The sequence below is a fragment of the uncultured Propionibacterium sp. genome (assembly GCF_963539965.1).
Classification (GTDB): Bacteria; Actinomycetota; Actinomycetes; order Propionibacteriales; family Propionibacteriaceae; genus Propionibacterium.
On record NZ_CAUTOU010000002.1, the window covers coordinates 1 to 18807 of the forward strand.

10 protein-coding genes are annotated in these 18807 nt (G+C 72.9%); 5 read left to right on the plus strand and 5 right to left on the minus strand.

What is annotated here, in order from left to right:
- The 3 genes from R2N01_RS00940 to nudC all read left to right on the plus strand — a co-directional run.
- On the plus strand, nucleotides 1–923 hold a 923-nt coding region (locus R2N01_RS00940), incomplete at its 5' end, for a PD-(D/E)XK nuclease family protein (RefSeq protein ID WP_316667531.1).
- Entirely contained in the window at nucleotides 920–4258 is a 3339-nt protein-coding gene (locus R2N01_RS00945) for an ATP-dependent DNA helicase (protein ID WP_316667532.1), read from the plus strand. The genes R2N01_RS00940 and R2N01_RS00945, both read left to right, overlap by 4 nt.
- A 61-nt stretch (nucleotides 4259–4319) precedes the next feature.
- Complete coding sequence (gene nudC / locus R2N01_RS00950) at nucleotides 4320–5228, plus strand: NAD(+) diphosphatase (RefSeq protein ID WP_316667534.1); 909 nt, start codon at nucleotides 4320–4322, stop codon at nucleotides 5226–5228.
- 5 nt (nucleotides 5229–5233) lie between these two features.
- Here nudC and recD read toward each other — a convergent pair whose 3' ends face one another.
- The 3 genes from recD to R2N01_RS00965 are packed head-to-tail and all read right to left on the minus strand — an operon-like array spanning nucleotide 5234 to nucleotide 13882.
- Nucleotides 5234–7129 carry an exodeoxyribonuclease V subunit alpha gene (recD, locus tag R2N01_RS00955; RefSeq protein ID WP_316667536.1) on the minus strand — a complete coding sequence of 632 codons (1896 nt, stop codon included), beginning with the start codon at nucleotides 7127–7129 and terminating at the stop codon, nucleotides 5234–5236.
- Nucleotides 7126–10542 (minus strand): UvrD-helicase domain-containing protein, encoded by a 3417-nt coding sequence (locus R2N01_RS00960; protein WP_316667538.1) that lies wholly within the window; start codon nucleotides 10540–10542, stop codon nucleotides 7126–7128. The genes recD and R2N01_RS00960 overlap by 4 nt, the downstream gene beginning before the upstream one ends.
- Nucleotides 10535–13882, minus strand: a complete 3348-nt coding sequence (locus tag R2N01_RS00965; protein ID WP_316667540.1) for an exodeoxyribonuclease V subunit gamma — start codon at nucleotides 13880–13882, stop codon at nucleotides 10535–10537. The genes R2N01_RS00960 and R2N01_RS00965 overlap by 8 nt, the downstream gene beginning before the upstream one ends.
- Nucleotides 13883–13983: 101 nt before the next feature.
- Here R2N01_RS00965 and R2N01_RS00970 point away from each other — a divergent pair, with 101 nt between their 5' ends.
- Entirely contained in the window at nucleotides 13984–16116 is a 2133-nt protein-coding gene (locus tag R2N01_RS00970) for an ATP-dependent DNA helicase UvrD2 (protein WP_316667542.1), read from the plus strand.
- 1 nt (nucleotide 16117) lies between these two features.
- Here R2N01_RS00970 and R2N01_RS00975 read toward each other — a convergent pair whose 3' ends face one another.
- Both R2N01_RS00975 and R2N01_RS00980 read right to left on the minus strand, forming a co-directional pair.
- Nucleotides 16118–17167, minus strand: coding sequence for a hypothetical protein (locus R2N01_RS00975; protein WP_316667544.1), 1050 nt, complete (start codon nucleotides 17165–17167; stop codon nucleotides 16118–16120).
- 225 nt (nucleotides 17168–17392) lie between these two features.
- Nucleotides 17393–17554: a DUF5679 domain-containing protein gene (locus tag R2N01_RS00980; RefSeq protein ID WP_316667546.1), complete on the minus strand. Its 162-nt coding sequence runs from the start codon at nucleotides 17552–17554 to the stop codon at nucleotides 17393–17395.
- Between the two features lie 639 nt (nucleotides 17555–18193).
- On the opposite strand from R2N01_RS00980, the gene R2N01_RS00985 reads away from it, so the two are divergent.
- Nucleotides 18194–18802: a M48 family metallopeptidase gene (locus R2N01_RS00985; protein ID WP_316667548.1), complete on the plus strand. Its 609-nt coding sequence runs from the start codon at nucleotides 18194–18196 to the stop codon at nucleotides 18800–18802.
- Nucleotides 18803–18807 lie beyond the last annotated feature (5 nt).

The following is an 18807-nucleotide window of genomic DNA, read 5'->3' on the forward strand; positions in this document are numbered from 1 at the left end:
GCTCGCGGCGGGGGCGCCGGCTCGTCCCGGCCGCTGACGCCTCGTCGTGGTGGGGTCTGGGCGGCCTCAGCGGCCCCGCCGGCCTTCAGGGGCGCCCGGAGCTGACGGTGAGCGCGAGCGGTCTCGAGAAGCTCTCCGGCTGTCCGCGGCGCTGGTTCCTCGACTCCCGGGCCGGTGCCTCACCCGCCGCCGGCCCGCAGACGGCGGTCGGCACGCTCATCCACAAGATGGCCGAGAACTCGGTGGTCCTCGGCTGGAGCGTCGATCGGCAGCATGAACGGGTTGACGGATCTTGGAGCGCCATCGGCTACGGGACCGACTGGCAGAGCCGGATCCAGCTCGAGGCGGCTCATGCGATGATCGATCGTCTCGACGCCTGGTCGGCGACCGCTCGCGGGCGCGAGGTCATCGGCGTCGAGGTGCCCATCCGCCACCGCTTCGAACTGCCTGGTGGCACCGTCGCCCTGCGCGGCACCGTCGATCGTCTCGAACGCGACGCCGGTACCGGGCGCGTCCATGTCATCGACTTCAAGACCGGCAGGCGCGCGCCGACCAGGAAGCAGGTGGCAGCCCATCTGCAACTCGGCGTCTACCAGCTGGCTGTCGCCTCCGGCGCCTGCGCCGAACTGACCGGGGTCCACCCCGAGCTCGGCGGCGCGGAACTGGTCCAGCTGCGCATTCCGCAGAGCTCCAAGGCCCCCGAACAGCCTAAGGTGCTCGCTCAGCCGAGCATCCAGGACCACCCCTACCCGCCGCGAACCGAGCCGCCGGCCGGCGCTGGCCCCACGTGGGTCCACGACGTCATGGCCGAGGCCCTGGCGCACGCATCCAACGGTGACTGGACGGCCGTGCAGGGCGATCTGTGCCGCACCTGCCCGCACCGGAGCGGATGCCCCGTCTGGACACGGGAGGACTCCCGATGAGTGCACCCATGCAGGGCCCCGACCAGCTGCGCGACGGGCTGGGCATACCGTTCTCCGACGAGCAGCTGGCGGTCATCACCGCCCCCCTCGAGCCCGGTGTCGTCATCGCCGGCGCCGGATCGGGCAAGACAACCGTCATGGCGGCCCGCGTCGTCTGGCTCGTCGGCACCGGCGCCGTGCGCGCCGATCAGGTGCTCGGCCTGACCTTCACGCGCAAGGCCGCCGGCGAGCTGTCGACCCGTATCAATACGGCCCTGGTGCGCTCCGGTGCTGTTGACGGGCGGGCCATGCACGACGTGCAGGGCCAGGCGGTCATGACCTACGACGCCTTCGCCGGGCGCCTCGTCGCCGAGCACGCGCCGCGCATCGGCGACGACCCGGTCGAGCGTCTGCTGAGTGAGACGATGCGCTACCGGCTCGCCGGACAGGTCGTCTCGGCCGCCGAAGGCGGCTGGGAGCATCTCGGGGACCTGTCGCCGGCGACCCTGGTCGACTGGCTCGTCACGCTCGACGCCGAGATGAACGACCACTTCGTCACCCCCGAGCAGATCGAGGCCTTCACGCCTTCGTTCGTCGACGAGCTGCTCGGGGCCCCGCTCCACCGGGGCCGGCCCTATCGCGACGTCGCGGACGCCATCGAGGTGGCGCGGACCCGGCTCGAGCTGCTCGGCCTCCTACGCGCCTACCGCGAGCGCAAGAAGCGGTTCGCCGGAGGCGACTTCGGCGACCTGATGGCCCAGGCGGCCAGAATCTCCCAGCAGGTGCCGCAGGCCGGCGAGGCCCTTCGTCGGCAGTTCCGGGTCGTCCTGCTCGACGAGTACCAGGACACCTCGGCGGTCCAGACCATGATGCTGTCCGGGCTGTTCTCAGGACCTGATGCGGAGCACGGCCTCGGTCACCCGGTCACGGCGGTCGGCGACCCCTGCCAGGGCATCTACGGCTGGCGCGGCGCCGCCGTCAGCAACATCAACGAGTTCTCGCGCACCTTCCGGCGCGGCGACGGCGGACCCTCGAGAGTCTTCTCGCTGACGGTCAACCGTCGCAGCGGTCCGCTCATTCTGCGGGGGGCCAATGAGGTCTCGGCGCGCCTGGGCGAGGACCCCGCCATGCCCGTCATCGCCGGAACGGATCCTCAGCTGCGCGCGGCCGACGGCGCCGAGCCCGGCAGCATCGCCGTCGGGCGCTTCGACGACGTCGACGAGGAAATGGCATGGCTGGCGGCCGATGTCGCCGCGCACGGCGGCCCTGGGAAGTGGGCCGACATCGCGGTGCTCTGCCGCACGAACTCCTCGATCGGGCGCATCTACGACGAGCTGGTCGAGGCCGATGTGCCGGTCGAGATCGTCGGCGTCGGCGATCTGATCGCACTGAGTCCGGTGCGCGAGATCGTGGCCACCCTGCGGCTGCTTGACGACGAGACGAACAATCCGGCCCTGGTCGAGCTGCTCACCTCGCGGCGCTGGCGGATCGGGGCGGCCGATCTGGCGGCCCTCGGCGCTGCCGCTCACCGGGCGGCTCGGGAGCAGGGCGATACGGCCGGGGCCGATTCCTCCCCGGAAGATTCCGGGCTCGGCGGCCGGGCCGAGGACGACGGCATGGCCGAGCTCATCGACGGATTCACCGGGCCTCCGGTCTGCCTCATGGATGCGCTCGATCAGGAGACACCCGGCATGTCCGCCCAGGGCGCCCGCAGGCTGCGCCGCTTCGCCCGCGAGTTCGCCCGGGTGCGGCGCGGGCTCGGCGAACCGCTCGCCGACCTGGTGCGGCGCATCTGCCTGTTGTCGGGAGTCGATGCCGAACTCGAGGCCGACCCGGTCTACTTCCGTCAGGACCGTCGCGAGCAGGTGAGGCGCTTCCTCGACGTGGTGGCGGAGTTCGCCGACGTCGACGGGGGAGCGGGTCTGAGCGCCTTCCTGGGCTATCTCGACCTGCAGATCGAACACGAGAACGGCATCGAGCAGGCGATCGTCTCGGCCGCCGACTCGGTCAAGCTGCTCACCGTCCACCGTGCGAAAGGTCTCGAATGGGGCCGCGTCTACCTGCCGTGGCTGGTCGACGGGGTCTTCCCCGACGGCCGCGCCGACAACTGGGTGAGCTCCGCCAGGTTCTTGCCCGGACCGTTGCGCGGCGATGCCAGCGGCCTGCCGCGGCTGTCCGAGGCCTCGCACGACGGCCTGAAGGGCCATGCCGAGGCGCTCGGCCTGGCCGCCGGCTTCGCCGAGGATCGGCTGGCCTATGTGGCGATCACGCGGGCCAGGCGCGAGCTCGTCGCCACCAGTCATGTCTGGGAGCCCCGGCGGTCCAGGCCCCGCGAGATATCGCCCTACTACCTGATCCTCGCCGGGCAGGCGCAGGAGACGATCGCCGAGCCCGGCCCGGTCGCCGACGAGAACCCGCTCGCCGGCGCCTGCCGGCGCGTCAGCTGGCCCGATGGCGGGGACGGGCAGGCGCAGCAGCGCCTCGACGCACTGGCCGCATTCGTCCTCGACGGCGCCGGGCGGCAGACGGCCGGCGACCGGGACCGCGCTCCGGGAGCGGTCGGGAACAGCCCCGGGGACGAGTTCGCCTGCGGCGAACCGCTCGGCCTCGACGAGCAGGCCACCGTCGACCGCTGGGCGCACGAGGCCGAGCTGCTCGTGGCCCAGGCCATGCGCCGCCAGGACGAGGCCACCGCCGTTGCCGTGCCCGACTCGCTGTCGGCCACGGCGCTCATGCAGTCCCAGCGCGACCCGGCCGAGTTCATGGCCGCTCTCGCCAGGCCGATGCCGCGCCGGACGAGCGCCGGTGCCGGCGTCGGCACTCGCTTCCACGAATGGCTCGAGGCCAGGTTCCGACGGGGGAACCCGCTCATCGACGACGACATGCTGTCGGTCGGGCCCGGGGACGACATCGCCGAGGACGGTCTGTCCGGGAAGCGCGGCAGCGGGGAGGACGACGGGGTCCGGGCCAGGCTCGACCGGCTCAAGGAGCGCTTCGAAGCCGGCCCCTATGCCCGGCGCACGCCCTGCGCCGTCGAGGAGCCCTTCGTCCTGGTGATTGGCGACCAGCAGGTCCGTGGCAGGATCGACGCGGTCTTCGCGCTCGATGACGACCCGGACCACGACTTCAGAATCGTCGACTGGAAGACCTTCGACGGCCCGGGCGACGCCCTGCAACTGGCCCTTTACCGCCTGGCCTGGTCCGACATCGCGCGGGTCCCGCCCGAGCGCGTCGACGCCGTTTTCCACCACGTCGCGAGCGGTGCGGACGAGCGCCCCGCCGGACTCGTCGATCGTGACGAGCTGCGGCAGATGGTCGCCGGGCTGGGTGCCGGGGCCCGGCGTCGGCCGGGTTGAGCGCCGTCCCGGGGCCGACAGGCGGCGCCGGGTCACGGCCCGGCGCGTTAGCTTTGAGCCCATGACGCCGAGCCCGGACCAGAACACCGCCCAGGACCTGTACGCATGGGACATCGCCGCGTGGGGCGGGCCGCCGAGCCTGGACCACGCTTCGCGTACCCGTGAGGACGCGCGGCTGATCGAACGGGCCTGGCGAGAGCCGGGCGCCCGTATCATCTGCCTGGACGCCGCGGGCCGCTTCAACGATGACCCCTTGGGCCGCGTCATCACGGCGGCCGACGGCGATCGCCCAGGCGCCGAGGACGTCTTCCTCGGCCGCTTCGAAGGGCATCCGTGGTTCACCAGGCGCGATGCCGGCCCCCACAAGACGGTGCTCCGCAGCGCCCGACTCACCCCGGGCGAGCGGGAGGTCGCCAGTACCGCTCAGGCCATTCTCAACTGGGCCCGCAGCGCGCGCCGCTGCGTCGGCTGCGGCGGCGAGCTGGTGCGCACCCGAGGCGGCTTCTCCGCCGAGTGCTCCCGGTGCGGGCGCGAGACCTTCCCCCGCACGGATCCGGCTGTCATCTGCGCCGTGCTCGACCACGACGACCGTCTCTTCCTGGCCCACCAGGGCGCGTGGGAGCGCGGCCGGGTCTCGGTGCTGGCCGGATTCGTCGAGGCCGGCGAGACCGCCGAGCAGGCCGTCCACCGCGAGACCGCCGAGGAGGCGAATCTGCGCATAACAGCCCTGCGCTACCTCGGCAGCCAGCCATGGCCGATGCCCCGTTCCCTCATGCTCAGTTTCGTCGCGCGCAGCGACTCCTCGGGCCAGGTCGACGGGCGGGAGCTCTCATGGGGCGGCTGGTACAGCCGCAGCGACGTGAACCGCCTCGCCGAGGGCGGCGCCCTCGTGCTGCCGCCCGGTGCATCGGTCGGGCACCACGTCATCCGGGCATGGTTGGACGGCAGCCTGCCCACGCCGGAGGGCTGAGCCCCTCAGATGGCGCTCGGGCCCTCTCCTCCCGGAGGACTCCCCGCCCCCCGGCGCCCGCCCGGGACGCTGACCGCCCGAGGACCTGTGCCCTCGGCCCCCGGCTGGCCGAGCGCCCTCGAGAGCCGCTCGGTCAGACCCGATGCGCGCTGCGCCTCGGTAGTGACGGCCACCCGCACCGAATCGGCCGGGCCGATGATCCGCACGCCGGTCTTGGCCCTCGTCACGGCCGTGTAGAGCAGGCCCTTCGTGAGCAGCGGGGAGTCCGGCGAGGGCAGGACGAGCGTGATCCGCTCGAACTGGCTGCCCTGGGACTTGTGCACCGTCATGGCGTACATCGTCTCGACGCCCTCCAGCGCGTACGCCGGATAGGTGCGGTGGTTGCTCATGGCGGCGCGCCGGCCCCGACCGGCGGCGATGACCACGCCGGTATCGCCATTGCTGACGCCCAGCTCGGGCAGATTCCGGGTGGCCAGCAGGGGCCTGCCGCTGTACCACTCGTCGGATGAGAGCTGGCCGGCCGCGGCGCGCTGGACGCGCTCGGCGGCGGCGCCCCAGGTCGTGACGCCGTAGGGGCCGGTGCGGTGCGCGCACAGCAGGCGATGGGCGCTGAGCGCCTTGATGGCCTCCTCGGCCCGGCCCGCGCGGGCCGCCCGTGCCGTGGCGCGGGCCTGCTGGGCCAGAGTGCCGCGCAGTGAGAGCGTGGCCTCCAGGTCAAGGCCGGCGGCGTCCTGGTCGTGGAACTCGATGGCATCCGTGCTGGCCAGCAGATCCAGGGTGCGGTCCGCGTCGCCGTCCCGGATCGCCTGGGCGACGTCGGAGATGCCGCTCGTGAAGCGGTAGCCCTGGTCGAGGACGACGACGGCCGACTGCCCCGGTGCGGGACCGGGCAGGTCGACCGCGGTGATGTCGGCCAGTACGGCGCCCGCGTCGACCGGGGTGAGCTGGTCGGGATCGCCCACCATGACCAGGCGCGTGTCGGGGCTGAGCGCCTCGAGCAGGCGGGCCATGAGCGGAAGGGAGACCATCGACATCTCGTCGACGATCACCGCGTCGAACGGGAGGCCGTGGCCGGCTCCGTAGCGGGGGGCGCGGTCGGGCCGGGCGCCGAGCAGACGATGCAGCGTCGTCGCGGCGGGCGGGTGGACGGCGGACCCGCCGGCATGCTCGGCGAGCGATTCGCTCAGCCGGGCGGCGGCCTTCCCGGTGGGCGCGGCCAGTGCGACGCGTACCGGGGCGCCGGCCGCCTCCGCCTGGTCGTCGAGGGCAGTGACGATGCGGGAGATCGTCGTCGTCTTGCCGGTGCCCGGCCCGCCGCAGATGACGGTGGTGCGGGCGCAGACCGCCGTGCGCACAGCCCGGCGCTGGGCCTCGTCGTACCGGTCGGCGCGCGCCGGCCCGGTGGCCAGGCTCTGCTCGAGGACCCGCGCGTCGACGCCGGGGAACGGCCCGCAGCGGTCGAGCAGGATCCTCGTGATCGACTCCTGGTCGTGCCAGTAGCGCTCCAGGTAGAGGGCCCCGTCGACCAGGCGGAGCGGATGCTCGTTGGCCCCGGCGTGCTCGTCGTCCACGAGGGGCGAGGCGGCCAGTGCCGCCAGCCATTCGTCGGCATCGGGCCAGGGGAGCGCGTCGAGTTCGGGGGCGACGCCGGCCTGGGCGTCGTCGTCGCGGACGAAGAACTGGGCGAGCCGGTGGACCTGGCGGATCGGCAGGCAGACCGAACCGGCGCGCAGCGCCCGCATGGCGAGCGCGGCGCCGAGCAGTACCGCCGGGTTCCGTTCCCCGGCGGCGCGTGCGACCAGCTGGGCGGTGTGGATGTCGGGCGCCTCCAGGACGCCCGCCTCGTTGAACCGGGCGAGCACGCCCGTTGCCGCCACGACACGGCCGTCGACGACGCTCATGAGGCACCTCCCGGTCCTGGTCCGGCGGTACTGGCCCCTGCGCGGCGGGAGCCGGCGAGGACCTGCGAGGCGGCCTCGATGAGGTCGATGGTGGGGTGCCAGGCGAAGACGCCCGGCGGCATGGCGGCATCGGCCGGACCTCCGGGGCCGGCCATGCCCCTGACGAACAGGTAACCGACGCCGGCGAACTGCCGCGCGGGCTCGTAGCCGGGCAGGCGCCAGCCCAGGTACCGGTGCAGGCCCACGCAGTACAGCAGCGCCTGCAGCGGGTAGTGGGCCTCGATCATCGCCCTCGTCATCGCCGCAGGCGTGTAGGCGTGCGGACCGCCCTGCTCGTGCGGGCGCGCCGGGATGCGGTTCGTCTTGTAGTCGATGATGGCGTAGCGCGCCAGCTCGCTCGGGACCGCCCGCCCCGGTTCCGACGCCGTGCCGGGAGCCGGGAGCCGTAGCACGGCGTCGATCGAACCGGTGAGGAAGCCGCGCAGGACGCTGGGGGCCGCCTTGCTGCCGGACAGGGCCGGCCCGTAGTCGGCCAGCGGGTCGTCGGCCGGCACGAGCGAGCGGTCGCTCCACAACTCGGCGATCGCTCCGAGCTCGCGGGAACCGCGGGCGGAGCCGAGGGGCAGGTCGAAGCTCAGCTCGGCCAGGCGGTTCACGGCGCCTATGCCGCGCAGGCTGGCCCCGCCGGTGAGCTCGCCGAGGGATGTGGCCATGACCGCCTGCAGACCCTGCGAGAGCTGCTCGGTCGTGACTCCCGCCACCGGCCACCGGGCGAGCATCCGGTCGGTCGCCGCGGTGGTGCGCTCGGGCAGCTGCGGCCCCGCCGGGTCGACGGCCTCGAGGATCGAGTGCACCAGGGAGCCGAACTGGGTGCCGCCGGGAAGCTCCGACAGGGGCACGGTGCCCTCGACCGGTGCCCCGGGGGCGGACGGCCCGGCGGGGGCGCTCCCGAGTTCCGGTTCGTCCCCGGCGCCGTGCTCGTCGATGTCGAGCAGGGAACCGGCAGCCCCGTGCAGTCCGGCCGTGAGGCTGGAGTACGAGGTGCGCGCCCACGAGTAGTCGATGCTGTTGGTGAATCCGCGCCCGGCGAGCCGTGGCGAGCCGGTCGGTTGCATGGGCGCCTCGGGGACGCCGGCCGGGCGGGGCACGACCGCCAGCTGCACGAGGCTGCGGTCGGAGCGGGCCTGGCCGAGATCGGCGCCGACCGGGTAGGACGGGGCGAGCTCGGAGCTGCTGGGCGGGTTCATCAGCAGGCGGTGCAGGGCCGAACGCGAGGTGTTGTGCTTCGTGCGGGCCCACCAGGCGATGAGTCGGCTCTGCGCGCGGGTGGCCGCCACGTACAGCAGGCGCAGGTCCTCGGCCTGCTCCTCGGCGATCTTCGCCCTGTGGCGCTCGACGGACCTGTCGCCGAACAGGTCGAGGCTGAGCACGTCGCCGGAGTGGACCAGGACGCGTCCCAGGCGGTCCTGCGGCTTCTCGCCGATGTACTTGTTCGACATATCGGGCAGCGCCACCACCGGGAACTGCAGGCCCTTGGCCTTGTGGATCGTCATGATCGTGACGGCGCTGCGGTCCGTCTCGAGACGGCGCACGGCGTCGTCGTCCGCTCGCCCGGCGGCCTCTCGGATCGACTGGGCCAGCCAGTCCCGCATGCCGGCCGGGTCACGGTCCGAACGGCGGTGCTCGCGCTCGAGCAGTTCGGTGATGTGGCGCAGATCGGTGTACGCGCGTTCGCCGTCGCGCTCGTCGGCCAGCAGCCGCGTCATGAGGCCGGGGTCGTCGTCGCCCTGCTGGGCGCACAGGCGCTCGAAGACGCCGACGGGGCCGACCTGGGCCATGGTCTCGCGCAGCGACTTGACCATGACGAGCAGCTGGTTGCGGGCCTCGTCGTCGGCGCGCGCCAGACGTTCGGGGGTCCAGCCGACCAGCTCGGTCAGGGCCAGCTCGAACAACAGCGGCGGGCGCGGATCGCACATGGCGTCGAGCAGCCGCTGCCAGGCCCGGGCGCTCCCGGAGGAGAAGATGCCCTCGCCGCCGGTGAAGACCGCCGGGATGCCGGCCCTGGTGAGCGCACGGCGCACCTGATCGCCGACCCTCCTGGTGCGCACCAGGACGGCCATGTCGCCGGCCCGCAGGTTGCGGATCGCGCCGTCGTCGATGCGACCGCGGGCGAGCAGGGTGACGAATTCACGCACCAGGTCGGCGGCGATGGCCTCGCGGGCCTTGGCCGCCGGGAACTCCTCGCCCGGGGCGATGGCCCTCACCTGGACGGCCGGTGCGTCACCGCCGTCGAGCCAGACGCGGCGCGCCACGCGGGAGCTCGTGACCGGAGCCAAGGCGATGGCCTGTCCGGGACCTCCCAGCGGAGCCCGGCCGATGAGCTGGGCGATGCCGTCGACCACGCGGGGGTCGCTGCGGTAGTTGCGGTTCAGGGTGAAGCGCTGGTCGGCGCGGGTCCGCGCGTTCAGATAGGCCTGCAGATCGGCGCCGCGGAAGCCGTAGATCGACTGCTTGGGGTCGCCGATGACGACCAGGCGGGTGCGGTGATGGAAGGCCCGTTCGAGGATGTGCCACTGCGGCGGGTCGGTGTCCTGGAACTCATCGACCATTACCAGGTCGAAGCGTGCGGCGAGTGTCTGCGCGGCCAGCTCTCCGGTGAGCGGGTCATCCAGGGCGCCGACAACGCGCTGGACCATGTCGTCGTAGCCGTAGACGCCCATTGCGCGCTTGCGGCGCTCCATGCGGGCCCGCACGTCGGCGGCGAAGGCCAGGCGCCCCTGTTCGTCGTCGGCGTCGTCGGGCACCGGCAGGAGCGGGAGCTCGGGATGACCCAGCACCGCCCGGCCGATGATGTCCGCCTGGTCGTAGCCGATGCCCGCGACGCCGGCTGCCGCGCGCGCCAGGTAGGCGTCGTCGATGACCTGGGCGTGCACGTCGCTCATGTCATCGACGAAACGCAGGGTGCTGTCGTGATCGACGAGCACGCCCAGCTCGGCCAGCAGGCGCGAGCAGAACTCGTGCGTGGTCGCGATGACGGCGCGGTCGAAGTCGGCGAGCGCACGTCGAAGGTTCGCCCGACGCCAGGCCAGTTCGCCGACCGAGCCCGTGCACAGCTGGGTGTCGACCGGGTCGGTGCCCTCCGGCGCGCCGCCCGTGGCGGCCTGCGCGAGTACGCGCGCACTCGACTGCAGGCGCTCGTAGACGCGCGAGCGCAGCTCGAGGGACGCCGAGCGGGCGAAGGTGACCAGCATGAGGCGGTCGATGCTGCCCTGGCCCAGGGCGATGAGGCGCGCGGTCGCGGCCGCGATCGTATGGGTTTTCCCGGTGCCGGCGCTGGCCTCGAGGACGGTGGTGCCCTCGGGAAGATCGGCGGTGGGGTCGAAAACCCGGCCGGGCGTGCAGGGGTCAGGCATGGGGCGCCCCCGGGGACCACAGGTGCAGGGAGGCGACGATGGGTCCGTAGAACCATCTTGCCAGGTTGAAGAACCGGCCGGGGGAGGCGGTCATCGGGTCCTCGGGTTCGGCCCCGATCGTCTCGATGTCGTGCCAGGAGGCGCCCACCCACTGCAGCACCGGGGAGAAATCGAACTCGCGGGCGTAGGCGCGGGCCAGGAAGGAGCCGGCGCTGCGCTGGTTGCGGGCCGCGCGCCGTGCGTACTCCAGGCAGGTGTCGGGCGGCATGGGTGGGAACTGGTTGAGCCCGGTGAAGCGCAGACGGCACATCTGGCCCAGCAGCGTGCGTGCCGCCCCGGTGCTCGGGGCGGTGATTCTGAAGCAGTCGCCCTTACCGATGAGAAGGGCCTCGCCCACGTCGGCGCCGGCGGCCGTCGCGCAGACGAGTTCGACCCACGCGGCGGCGAGGTGCCTGGCCCTCAGCCCCGCGTAGCGGTACCGCACGAGCCCGCCCGCGTACGAATGGACGGTGCCCGAAGCCGACCAGGGCCCCTGACGCCAGGACACGTCGTGCTCGGCGGGCTCCACGAGCCGGGCCCGCACGGCTGAGGCGTACGACTCGAGCGCGGGCAGGCGCTCGCCGAGCATGCCGGTGCCGAGTCGGCCGGGAGGCAGCCGGCCGCCCAGCAGTGCGGCGTCGGAGGCCGCCGTACCGGACTGGCCCGCGATGAGCGCTGCGGTGATCGACTCGTTGACCGCCCAGTTCTCGAGGCCGTCCAGGACGATCGGCAGGCCGGTGGGCGTCTCACCGTCGCCCCCGCCGGGGGAGAAACCGAAACTGTGGTTCACCCAGGCCCGGATCGGGTCCTGGAAGAAGAGGACCAGTTCGTCGATGCTCGTCGCGCGGGCAGCCTCTCCTGGCGGCGCACCTGGGATCGTCCAGATACGGCCCGGGCGGTGCCCGGCATGCCGTCCGGCGCCCGCCCTGGCCCCGGCGAGCGCCATCGCGTCGAAGCTGAAGGCGCCGCCCGCCCGGGTGGGGTCGAAATTGGCCGCCGAGTAGGGCTGCAGCGGGTGCACGCGCACCGTGCCCGGGCCCCGGCCCGCTTCCCGACCGTGCGCCCGTTCCCACTCGGAGCCGGGCTCCAGGCCGGTGCAGGCCGCGATGATGTCCGCCATGACGACCGGCTGCGGCAGTGCCTCGCCGGTGCGCGGGTCGGCGCCGGAACCGACGATGATCAGCTTCTCGCCGGCGCTCATGATCGCATCGAGCAGCTGCTGCCGGGCGGTGCACGCGGCGTCGGGGACGGGGATCGCGGCCGGGACACCGGCGCGGGCGAGCAGGTCATCGCCCCCAGCCGCCGTACGCGGCGGGAAGTGGGCGTCGTCGACGCCCAGAACGGCCACCACGCGGTGGTCGATGGCCTGCACGTCGCCCAGCCCGCAGACGATCATCGAGCCGGTGCCGAAGTTGGCGCGCCCGCGCCGGGGCCGGACGAGACGGCGCAGGACGACGGCGACGTCACCTGCGCTGAGCGGGGATCCGGCCTCGTCCGCGGGGGACAGGCCGGACAGGGCGCTGCTGATGTGGTTGAGCATCCATTGGTCGTCGCCACCGGGCCTGGCCAGGTCATTGGCCGCCCCGAGCAGGCGTGTCCGCCAGGTGGCGATGTCCGTGGGCTCGCTGAAGCGCAGCAGGTGCATGCGCACGCGCGAGACCAGCTCGGCCAGCGATCCGATGAGCTCGGCGTCGGAACTGTCGACGTGGTCGAGCGGGACGACGGTGTTGAGCCTGGTGAGAGGGGCGTCGGCGAGCACCAGGCCGGCGAGCAGCCGATCGACGCCGGCGACCCAGGTGCTCTGGCGGATACCGGGCAGCCCGTGCGAGGCGCGGTGACCGGCGTCGATGCCCCAGCGGATCTGGGCGCGTTCGACGAGCTGCCCGAGGCGCTCCAGAGCTTCGGCGTCGAAACCGAAGGCGCGCGCCACCGGGCCGAGCGAGGCCAACGCGATCAGATCGGTGCTCGTGGCGCGTGAGGACGGCAGTGCGAGCAGTGCCAGCAGAACGGTGATCATCTGATTCGGCCGGGCGATCGAGGGGCCCGCGATGCGCGCCCTCAGGTCGTGGCCCGGATGATGGTCCGGGGTGTCGACCCGGCCCAAGTCGGCCTCGAGCAGCGGGGCGTAGGCGGCGATGTCGGTGCACAGCACGGCGACGTCGCGCGGCTGGAGCGTCGGATCGGCGTCGAAGGCCCCGCACAGCGCCTCGCGGAGCACCTCGACCTGGCGGTCCGGCCCATGGCTGGCGTGGATGCTCACCGATCCGTCGGCCCCGACCGGGGCCCCGGGAGCCCGGCCGGTGCGTACGTGGTGTTGGAGGAGCCCCAGCATGGTCGACGCATCCTCGGCGGACCCGCCGGCTGCGCCGTCGATGTCCACCGGGGCGTCCATCCAGCGCTGCCAGCTCCGGGAGCGGGCCAGCCCGTAGCGATCGCGCAACGGGGAACCGCCGGCGGTGGTGTCGGCCCAGTCGGGCGAACCCAGCTGCCAGATGCGGACCGGCAGCCGTTCGGCCAGCGCGGTCAGCAGCTCGATGCCGGTGGGGGAGGGGGCTTCGATGCAGGCGAGGCCCAGTGCGGGCGGCAGGGCGTCGGCCCGGGCCTCGCGCACCGCCCGGCAGAGCGGCTCGCGGCGCAGCCCCGGGTGGGGCCAGTCGCTCAGCGAGGCGGTCAGGCGCTGCCACAGGTGGGCCTGCCATTGGTCCCGGTCCGCCAGCCGGCCCCCGAGCGGGCCGACGAGGCGGCCCTGCGACCAGGCATCGAGCATGGCGGGGCAGTGCCGCAGGTAGTTCCTGAGCAGACGGGTGCAAGTCTCGGCCGTGGCGACCAGGCGCCCGGGGGCCGGCCGGGGCCGCTCCCCGGAGCCGGGATGGCCCTCGATATGGCGTTGGACGAGGGCGAACCACGGTTCGGCGGCGCATTCGCGCATGAGCGAGGCGACGCGGATGGTCAGGCCGTCGGAGCGCCAGGGGTCGGCGTCGGGATCGAGACCGAGCAGATCGCGTTCCAGACGCGCACGCAGCCGTTCCGGGGATAGGACGTCGACGCCGGCGAAGACCTGCGGGCCGTCCGGGTCCGCCGCGATGAACTGGCCGATGCTGCGGTGGTGCGCCGCGCCGGGGGCGATGAGCATGGGCAGGGCGAAGGGATCGGTGGCGTGCCGGGCGAGGAATTCGCCCGCCCGGGCGCAGACCTCGGCCCATGTGCGGCAGCCCGTGACGAGCGGGCGACCATCGCCTGCGACCGGCTCCGGGCGTCGTCCGCCCGGGGCCTGCGCTGCGGTCGACCGGGAGTTCACCATGACCATCACCTTAGGCAGCGGTGCTGACAAAAACGATCGCCGTCCTCGGCGCCCCGCTCCGGCCCGTGGATCCGGCGCCGCCGGGTTCTAGGGTTGCCTCCATGAGCAGCCAGTCCACCGACGCAGCATCCTCGGCCGCCGAGCTCGACGAGTCCGTCCTGGGCGGGCTCGACCCGGAGCAGCGCCGGGTCGCGGTGACGATCGGCGGGCCCGTGGCCGTCATCGCCGGCGCCGGAACCGGCAAGACGCGCGCCATCACCCATCGCATCGTCCACGCCGTGCTCACCGGCCAGCAGCGTGCCTCGGCGATCCTGGCCGTGACCTTCACCACGCGCGCCGCCGGCGAGATGAAGGCCAGGCTCCGCGCCCTGGGCGCCCCGCGCGTGCAGGCCCGCACCTTCCACTCGGCGGCCCTGCGCCAGATCCGCTACTTCTGGCCGCGCGTGACCGGCACCGAGCTGCCCGAGGTCGTCGGCTCCACCTTCGGCATGGTGGCCGAGGCGGCCTCGCGCGAGCACCTCAGGAGCGGCGACACAGCCCTCATCCGCGATCTGTCGGGCGAGATCAGCTGGGCCAAGTCGACCAACGTGCTGCCGGCGCGTTACGCGGCGCTTGCCGCAAGGGCCGGACGCACCGTGGCGGGCGCCGATCCCGAATCGGTCGCGCGCGTGGTCGCCGAGTACGAGCGCGTGAAATCGCGCCGCGGCGTGATGGACTACGACGACATCCTGCTGTGCGCCGTCGCCCTCATGCACGAGCACCCCGAGGTCGCCCAGGAGTTCCGCTCCGGCTACCAGCACTTCGTGGTCGACGAGTACCAGGACGTCAGCCCGTTGCAGCACTCGCTGCTCGCCCAGTGGCTCGGCGACGGCCGGGACATCTGCGTGGTCGGCGATCCCGACCAGGCGATCCATTCGTTCGCCGGCGCCGACTCGCGCTTCCTCGCCCGGTTCGCCCGGGAGTTCCCGGAGGCCACGGTGCTGCAGCTCGACCGCAACTACCGGTCGACCCCGCAGATCATCAGGGCGGCCAACGACCTCCTGCACCCGCCGGGCCGAGCAGCCGTCGGCCAGGGCGTCGTACTGCGTCCCATGGGCGCCGGCGGGCCGGCCGTCGAGACGGTGCAGTGCCTCGACCAGGACGAGGAGGCCTCGCGGCTGTCCGACTGGCTCATCGAACGCCGGCGCCGGGGAACGCCCTGGTCCGAAATGGCCGTCCTGTACCGCGTGAGCTCGCAGTCGCCGGCTGTCGAGGCCGCACTCGCGCAGGCCCGCGTCCCGTACCAGGTGCGGGGCGCCGAGCGCTTCTACGAGCGCGCCGAGATCCGTGCCGCCCTCACCGGGCTGCGCGCCGCCGCCGAGTCCGACCCCGGGGCTCCGGCGGCCGAGACGGCGGAGCGGGTGCTGGGATCCCTCGGCTGGACGCCTGAACCGCCCGCCGGCCAGGGCCGGATCCGTGAGCGCTGGGAGTCCTGGCAGGCACTGCACGAGCTGGTGGCCGACCTCGTCGGGCAGGGCGCCGGGTCCCTGCGGCAGGCGGTGGCCGGCCTGGAGCAGCGCGCCGCGGACCAGCAGGTGCCTGTGGCCGACGGCGTCACCCTGTCGACGCTGCACTCGGCCAAGGGCCTGGAGTGGGACGCCGTGGCGCTCATCGGCGTGCAGGAGGGCCTGTTGCCCTTCTCGCTGGCCAGAGCCGCGCGAGAGATCGCCGAGGAGCGCAGGCTCTTCTACGTCGGTATCACCCGGGCCCGCCACGATCTGCGGTTGAGCTGGGCGACCAGTGCGGCCGGCCGCGGCCGCAAGCGGGCCTCGCGTTTCCTCGGTGGTCTGGCCGGTACCGGCGAGCGCGCCGAGGGCGCCCTCGTGCCCAGCGCCGGCGAGCGCCGCCGCAGGGTCGCCCGCTGCGCTGTCTGCGGCAAGGCGCTGAGCCAGGCCGTCGAGATCAAGCTCGGCCACCACGCCGGGTGCGAGGTGCCCTACGACGAGGGCCTGCTCGAGCGCCTCAAGGCCTGGCGCCTCGGCGTGGCCAAACGCCAGTCGGTGCCGGCGTTCGTCGTCTTCACCGATGCGACGCTCGTGGCGCTGGCCCAGTACGGGCCGCGCAGCGAACGTGATCTGCTCGAGATCCGCGGCATCGGACGCTCGAAAGCCCGGCGCTACGGTCAGGACGTGCTGGCCATCATCCGGGGCGAGGACCCGGACCAGGTGCTCGCCGGGCCGTCGGACGGGGAATAGGTCAGCGGGGAGCCGGGACTCCGGCGGATGCTCGCGGCGCGCGGGGGCCGCGACTGCTCGCGCCGGCGCCCCGGAGGGCAGGCGGCGCCTCGGCGCTCCGCCCGTCGCGCGCACCATCGGCGGAGACCGGCTGCGCCGAACGGGCGCAGATCGGGCAGTCCTCCTGCGGTGCCTTGCTCGACCAGATGTTCCCGCCGAACTCCACGGCGGGGGAGACGATCCCCTCGTCGAGGTAGGCGGCGCACACCGATCGGGTGATCGCCGCGGTCCAGTCGAGGGCGGCCGGGGTCGGAGCCGCCTGCGTGGGCCGTTGATGGCTGCGGTCGATCACCGAGCCGGTCGCGCAGAAGGCGCAGCTCGTGACGCCCGGCTGCACCAGCGGTCCGACGCAGGCGTTGCGGTGGTGGGCGGTGATGATCAGGTGCGGCACGCCGAGTCGGCTCAGCAGCCATGGCAGGACCGGGTCCGGCGTCGTCTTGGAACCCGCGACGACGATGAGGTCGAGCCGGGCGTCGTTGACTCCCATCCAGTGCTCGAGCCTGTCGAGGCGGCATGCGGACCGCCGCCGTGGAGGCCGGGGGCTCTGACCGCCCCGGGGCGGCAGCGGCTCGGTGAAGCCGCGTACCCGATGAGCGACGGCCAGGGCGTGCCTGATGCGCTCGGCGCATGCGCCCTCGCCGATGACGCCGATACGGGCCGGCCCTGGGCGGTACGCCTGCTTGTGGACCATGCGGAAGCTCAGCAGCCGGCCCAGCAGGCCCTCGAGGAGCTCCTGCTCGTCGGGGCGCAGGCCGCGGCAGGCGCCATCGAGAGTGACAGTGCCGTCGAGCCGGTGCAGCGCACCGGCCAGATGCTCGGCGAACCGGCCGGACATCTCGATGCAGGTGCGGCCGGGACCGTACAGTCGGTACGAGGCGGGGGAGATGCGGACGATGTCGGCATCGAGACGCAGCGTCTTGGGCGGTACGCGGCGGCGCTTCGATGAGCCGGGTGCCGGGCCCTGCTGCGGCTGCGGGACCGCTTCGTTGCGGTGACCGGAGATGATGGGCATGCCCTTAGCGTTACCTGTGAGCGAGCAGATCTCCAAGGGATATGGAACACGGACAACACCGCGGGCGTGCCGGACAACACATCGGGTGATGGGGACAACACCCTGTGAGCCGGTCGCCGGTGATCCGGCAGGCCCGGTCCGCAGGACCGGAGCCGGGCATGAAGCAAGGGGCCGGAGCGGTGCTCCGGCCCCTTGTGCACCCGATCGGATGATCGGGTGCACATCTCAGGCCCTGCCGAGGATGCGATTCAGGTTGGTGCCGCACTCGGGGCACTTGGCCTTGGCCATGCGGGTTCCCTTGTCGTTCACGACGACCGTGCCCTTGGCGTGGCGCTTCTCCTTGCACTTGACGCAGTAGTACTCGCCCTCGTAGGTCTCATCTGCCATATTTTCCTCCTCATTGGTTGTCTTTGCCGGCCCCGCTCCAGACGGAACATTGAGGGCCGACAGGCGAGCACAACTGTAGCCACGGCTCGGGAACGAAACCGGCGTGCAAAACCCCAGTCAGGGAATGTCGCGGGATGGTTCGGGGTCGCAATGATTCTGCTCAGAGAGAATTTATGCTGCTTGACAAGGTGATTCATTGTTTCAGTGGAAATTCTCCCCGAGGCTGCGGGATAGCGGTATATGCGATGATGCCGTGTCGGCCTACGGGAACGTCTGTTTCTCGACCGCGGAGATCACCGAATGAGCGACTTCCGCACCGGTGAAGGCCCCGGGGCGTGCAGCGCGAAGAATTCGTCGGCGGAGCGGGCAATGGTGGCGGTGCCCTGCCCGGACCGGTCGACGCGCCGGGCGGAGGGGGAGGCCCCCCGACGGCGAGGAACCCCCGGCGGACGTTCAACTGCCTTCCCCTGCAGAGAACGTCGAACCGGGGGTTCACTGGAATCGTACCGAGCCTTCCGAGGGGCGTCAAGCCGGTGGGGATCCTCCACGCCTCCGATGCGGGGCGGTTCGCGGATCCTCCGACGAGCCGGGTCGCCGAAGTCCGGTCGGAGTGCTGCGAACCCGTTAGGCTTGCAGCGCATGAACGGCAGTGAACGCGCCGCAGGGGCGACCCGGGCCGGTGTCACCGAAACCGTCGTCCGGCTGCCGCACGGGCTGGTGCTGCCGGCGGGCGTCGAGGAGGTCGTCGTACGCCGGAGCACCCGCCGGCGCCGCAGCGTGGCCGCCCGGCGCGATGGCCGGCGGATCATCGTCATGGTCCCGGCCCGGATGAGCAGGGCCGAGGAGACGCGCTGGGTGCGTGACGTGGTCGGGCGCATCGCCGGGGCCGCGAGGCGCGGGGCGAGCGCGGCCGGCGACGAGGAGCTCATGGCTCGGGCGGCCGGGCTCCGCCGGACGTACGTTCCCGAGGCGCCCGAGCCCGCCAGTGTCCGCTGGGTCTCGAACCAGCGCTCCCGCTGGGGCTCGTGCACATCGGCCGAGCGCACGATCAGACTCTCGGACAGGCTGCGTGCCATGCCGGACTGGGTGATCGACGCGGTGCTCGTCCACGAGCTCGCCCACTTGGTGCACTGCGATCACGGGCCGGCCTTCCGGCGGATCGAGCGCCGCTACGAGCTCGCCGAGAAGGCGAGTGGTTTCCTCGAGGGCTGGGAGGCCGGTGCTGCTTTCGTCGGGCAGGGCGGCTGAGGGGG

What these genes read in the sequence shown, in the direction of transcription:
- R2N01_RS00945 (WP_316667532.1), top strand. Translation starts at nt 920, where the DNA reads ATGAGTGCACCCATGCAGGGCCCCGACCAGCTGCGCGACGGGCTGGGC.
- nudC (WP_316667534.1), top strand. Translation starts at nt 4,320, where the DNA reads ATGACGCCGAGCCCGGACCAGAACACCGCCCAGGACCTGTACGCATGG.
- recD (WP_316667536.1), bottom strand. Translation starts at nt 7,129, where the DNA reads ATGAGCGTCGTCGACGGCCGTGTCGTGGCGGCAACGGGCGTGCTCGCC.
- R2N01_RS00960 (WP_316667538.1), bottom strand. Translation starts at nt 10,542, where the DNA reads ATGCCTGACCCCTGCACGCCCGGCCGGGTTTTCGACCCCACCGCCGAT.
- R2N01_RS00965 (WP_316667540.1), bottom strand. Translation starts at nt 13,882, where the DNA reads ATGGTGAACTCCCGGTCGACCGCAGCGCAGGCCCCGGGCGGACGACGC.
- R2N01_RS00970 (WP_316667542.1), top strand. Translation starts at nt 13,984, where the DNA reads ATGAGCAGCCAGTCCACCGACGCAGCATCCTCGGCCGCCGAGCTCGAC.
- R2N01_RS00975 (WP_316667544.1), bottom strand. Translation starts at nt 17,167, where the DNA reads ATGCCCATCATCTCCGGTCACCGCAACGAAGCGGTCCCGCAGCCGCAG.
- R2N01_RS00980 (WP_316667546.1), bottom strand. Translation starts at nt 17,554, where the DNA reads ATGGCAGATGAGACCTACGAGGGCGAGTACTACTGCGTCAAGTGCAAG.
- R2N01_RS00985 (WP_316667548.1), top strand. Translation starts at nt 18,194, where the DNA reads ATGAACGGCAGTGAACGCGCCGCAGGGGCGACCCGGGCCGGTGTCACC.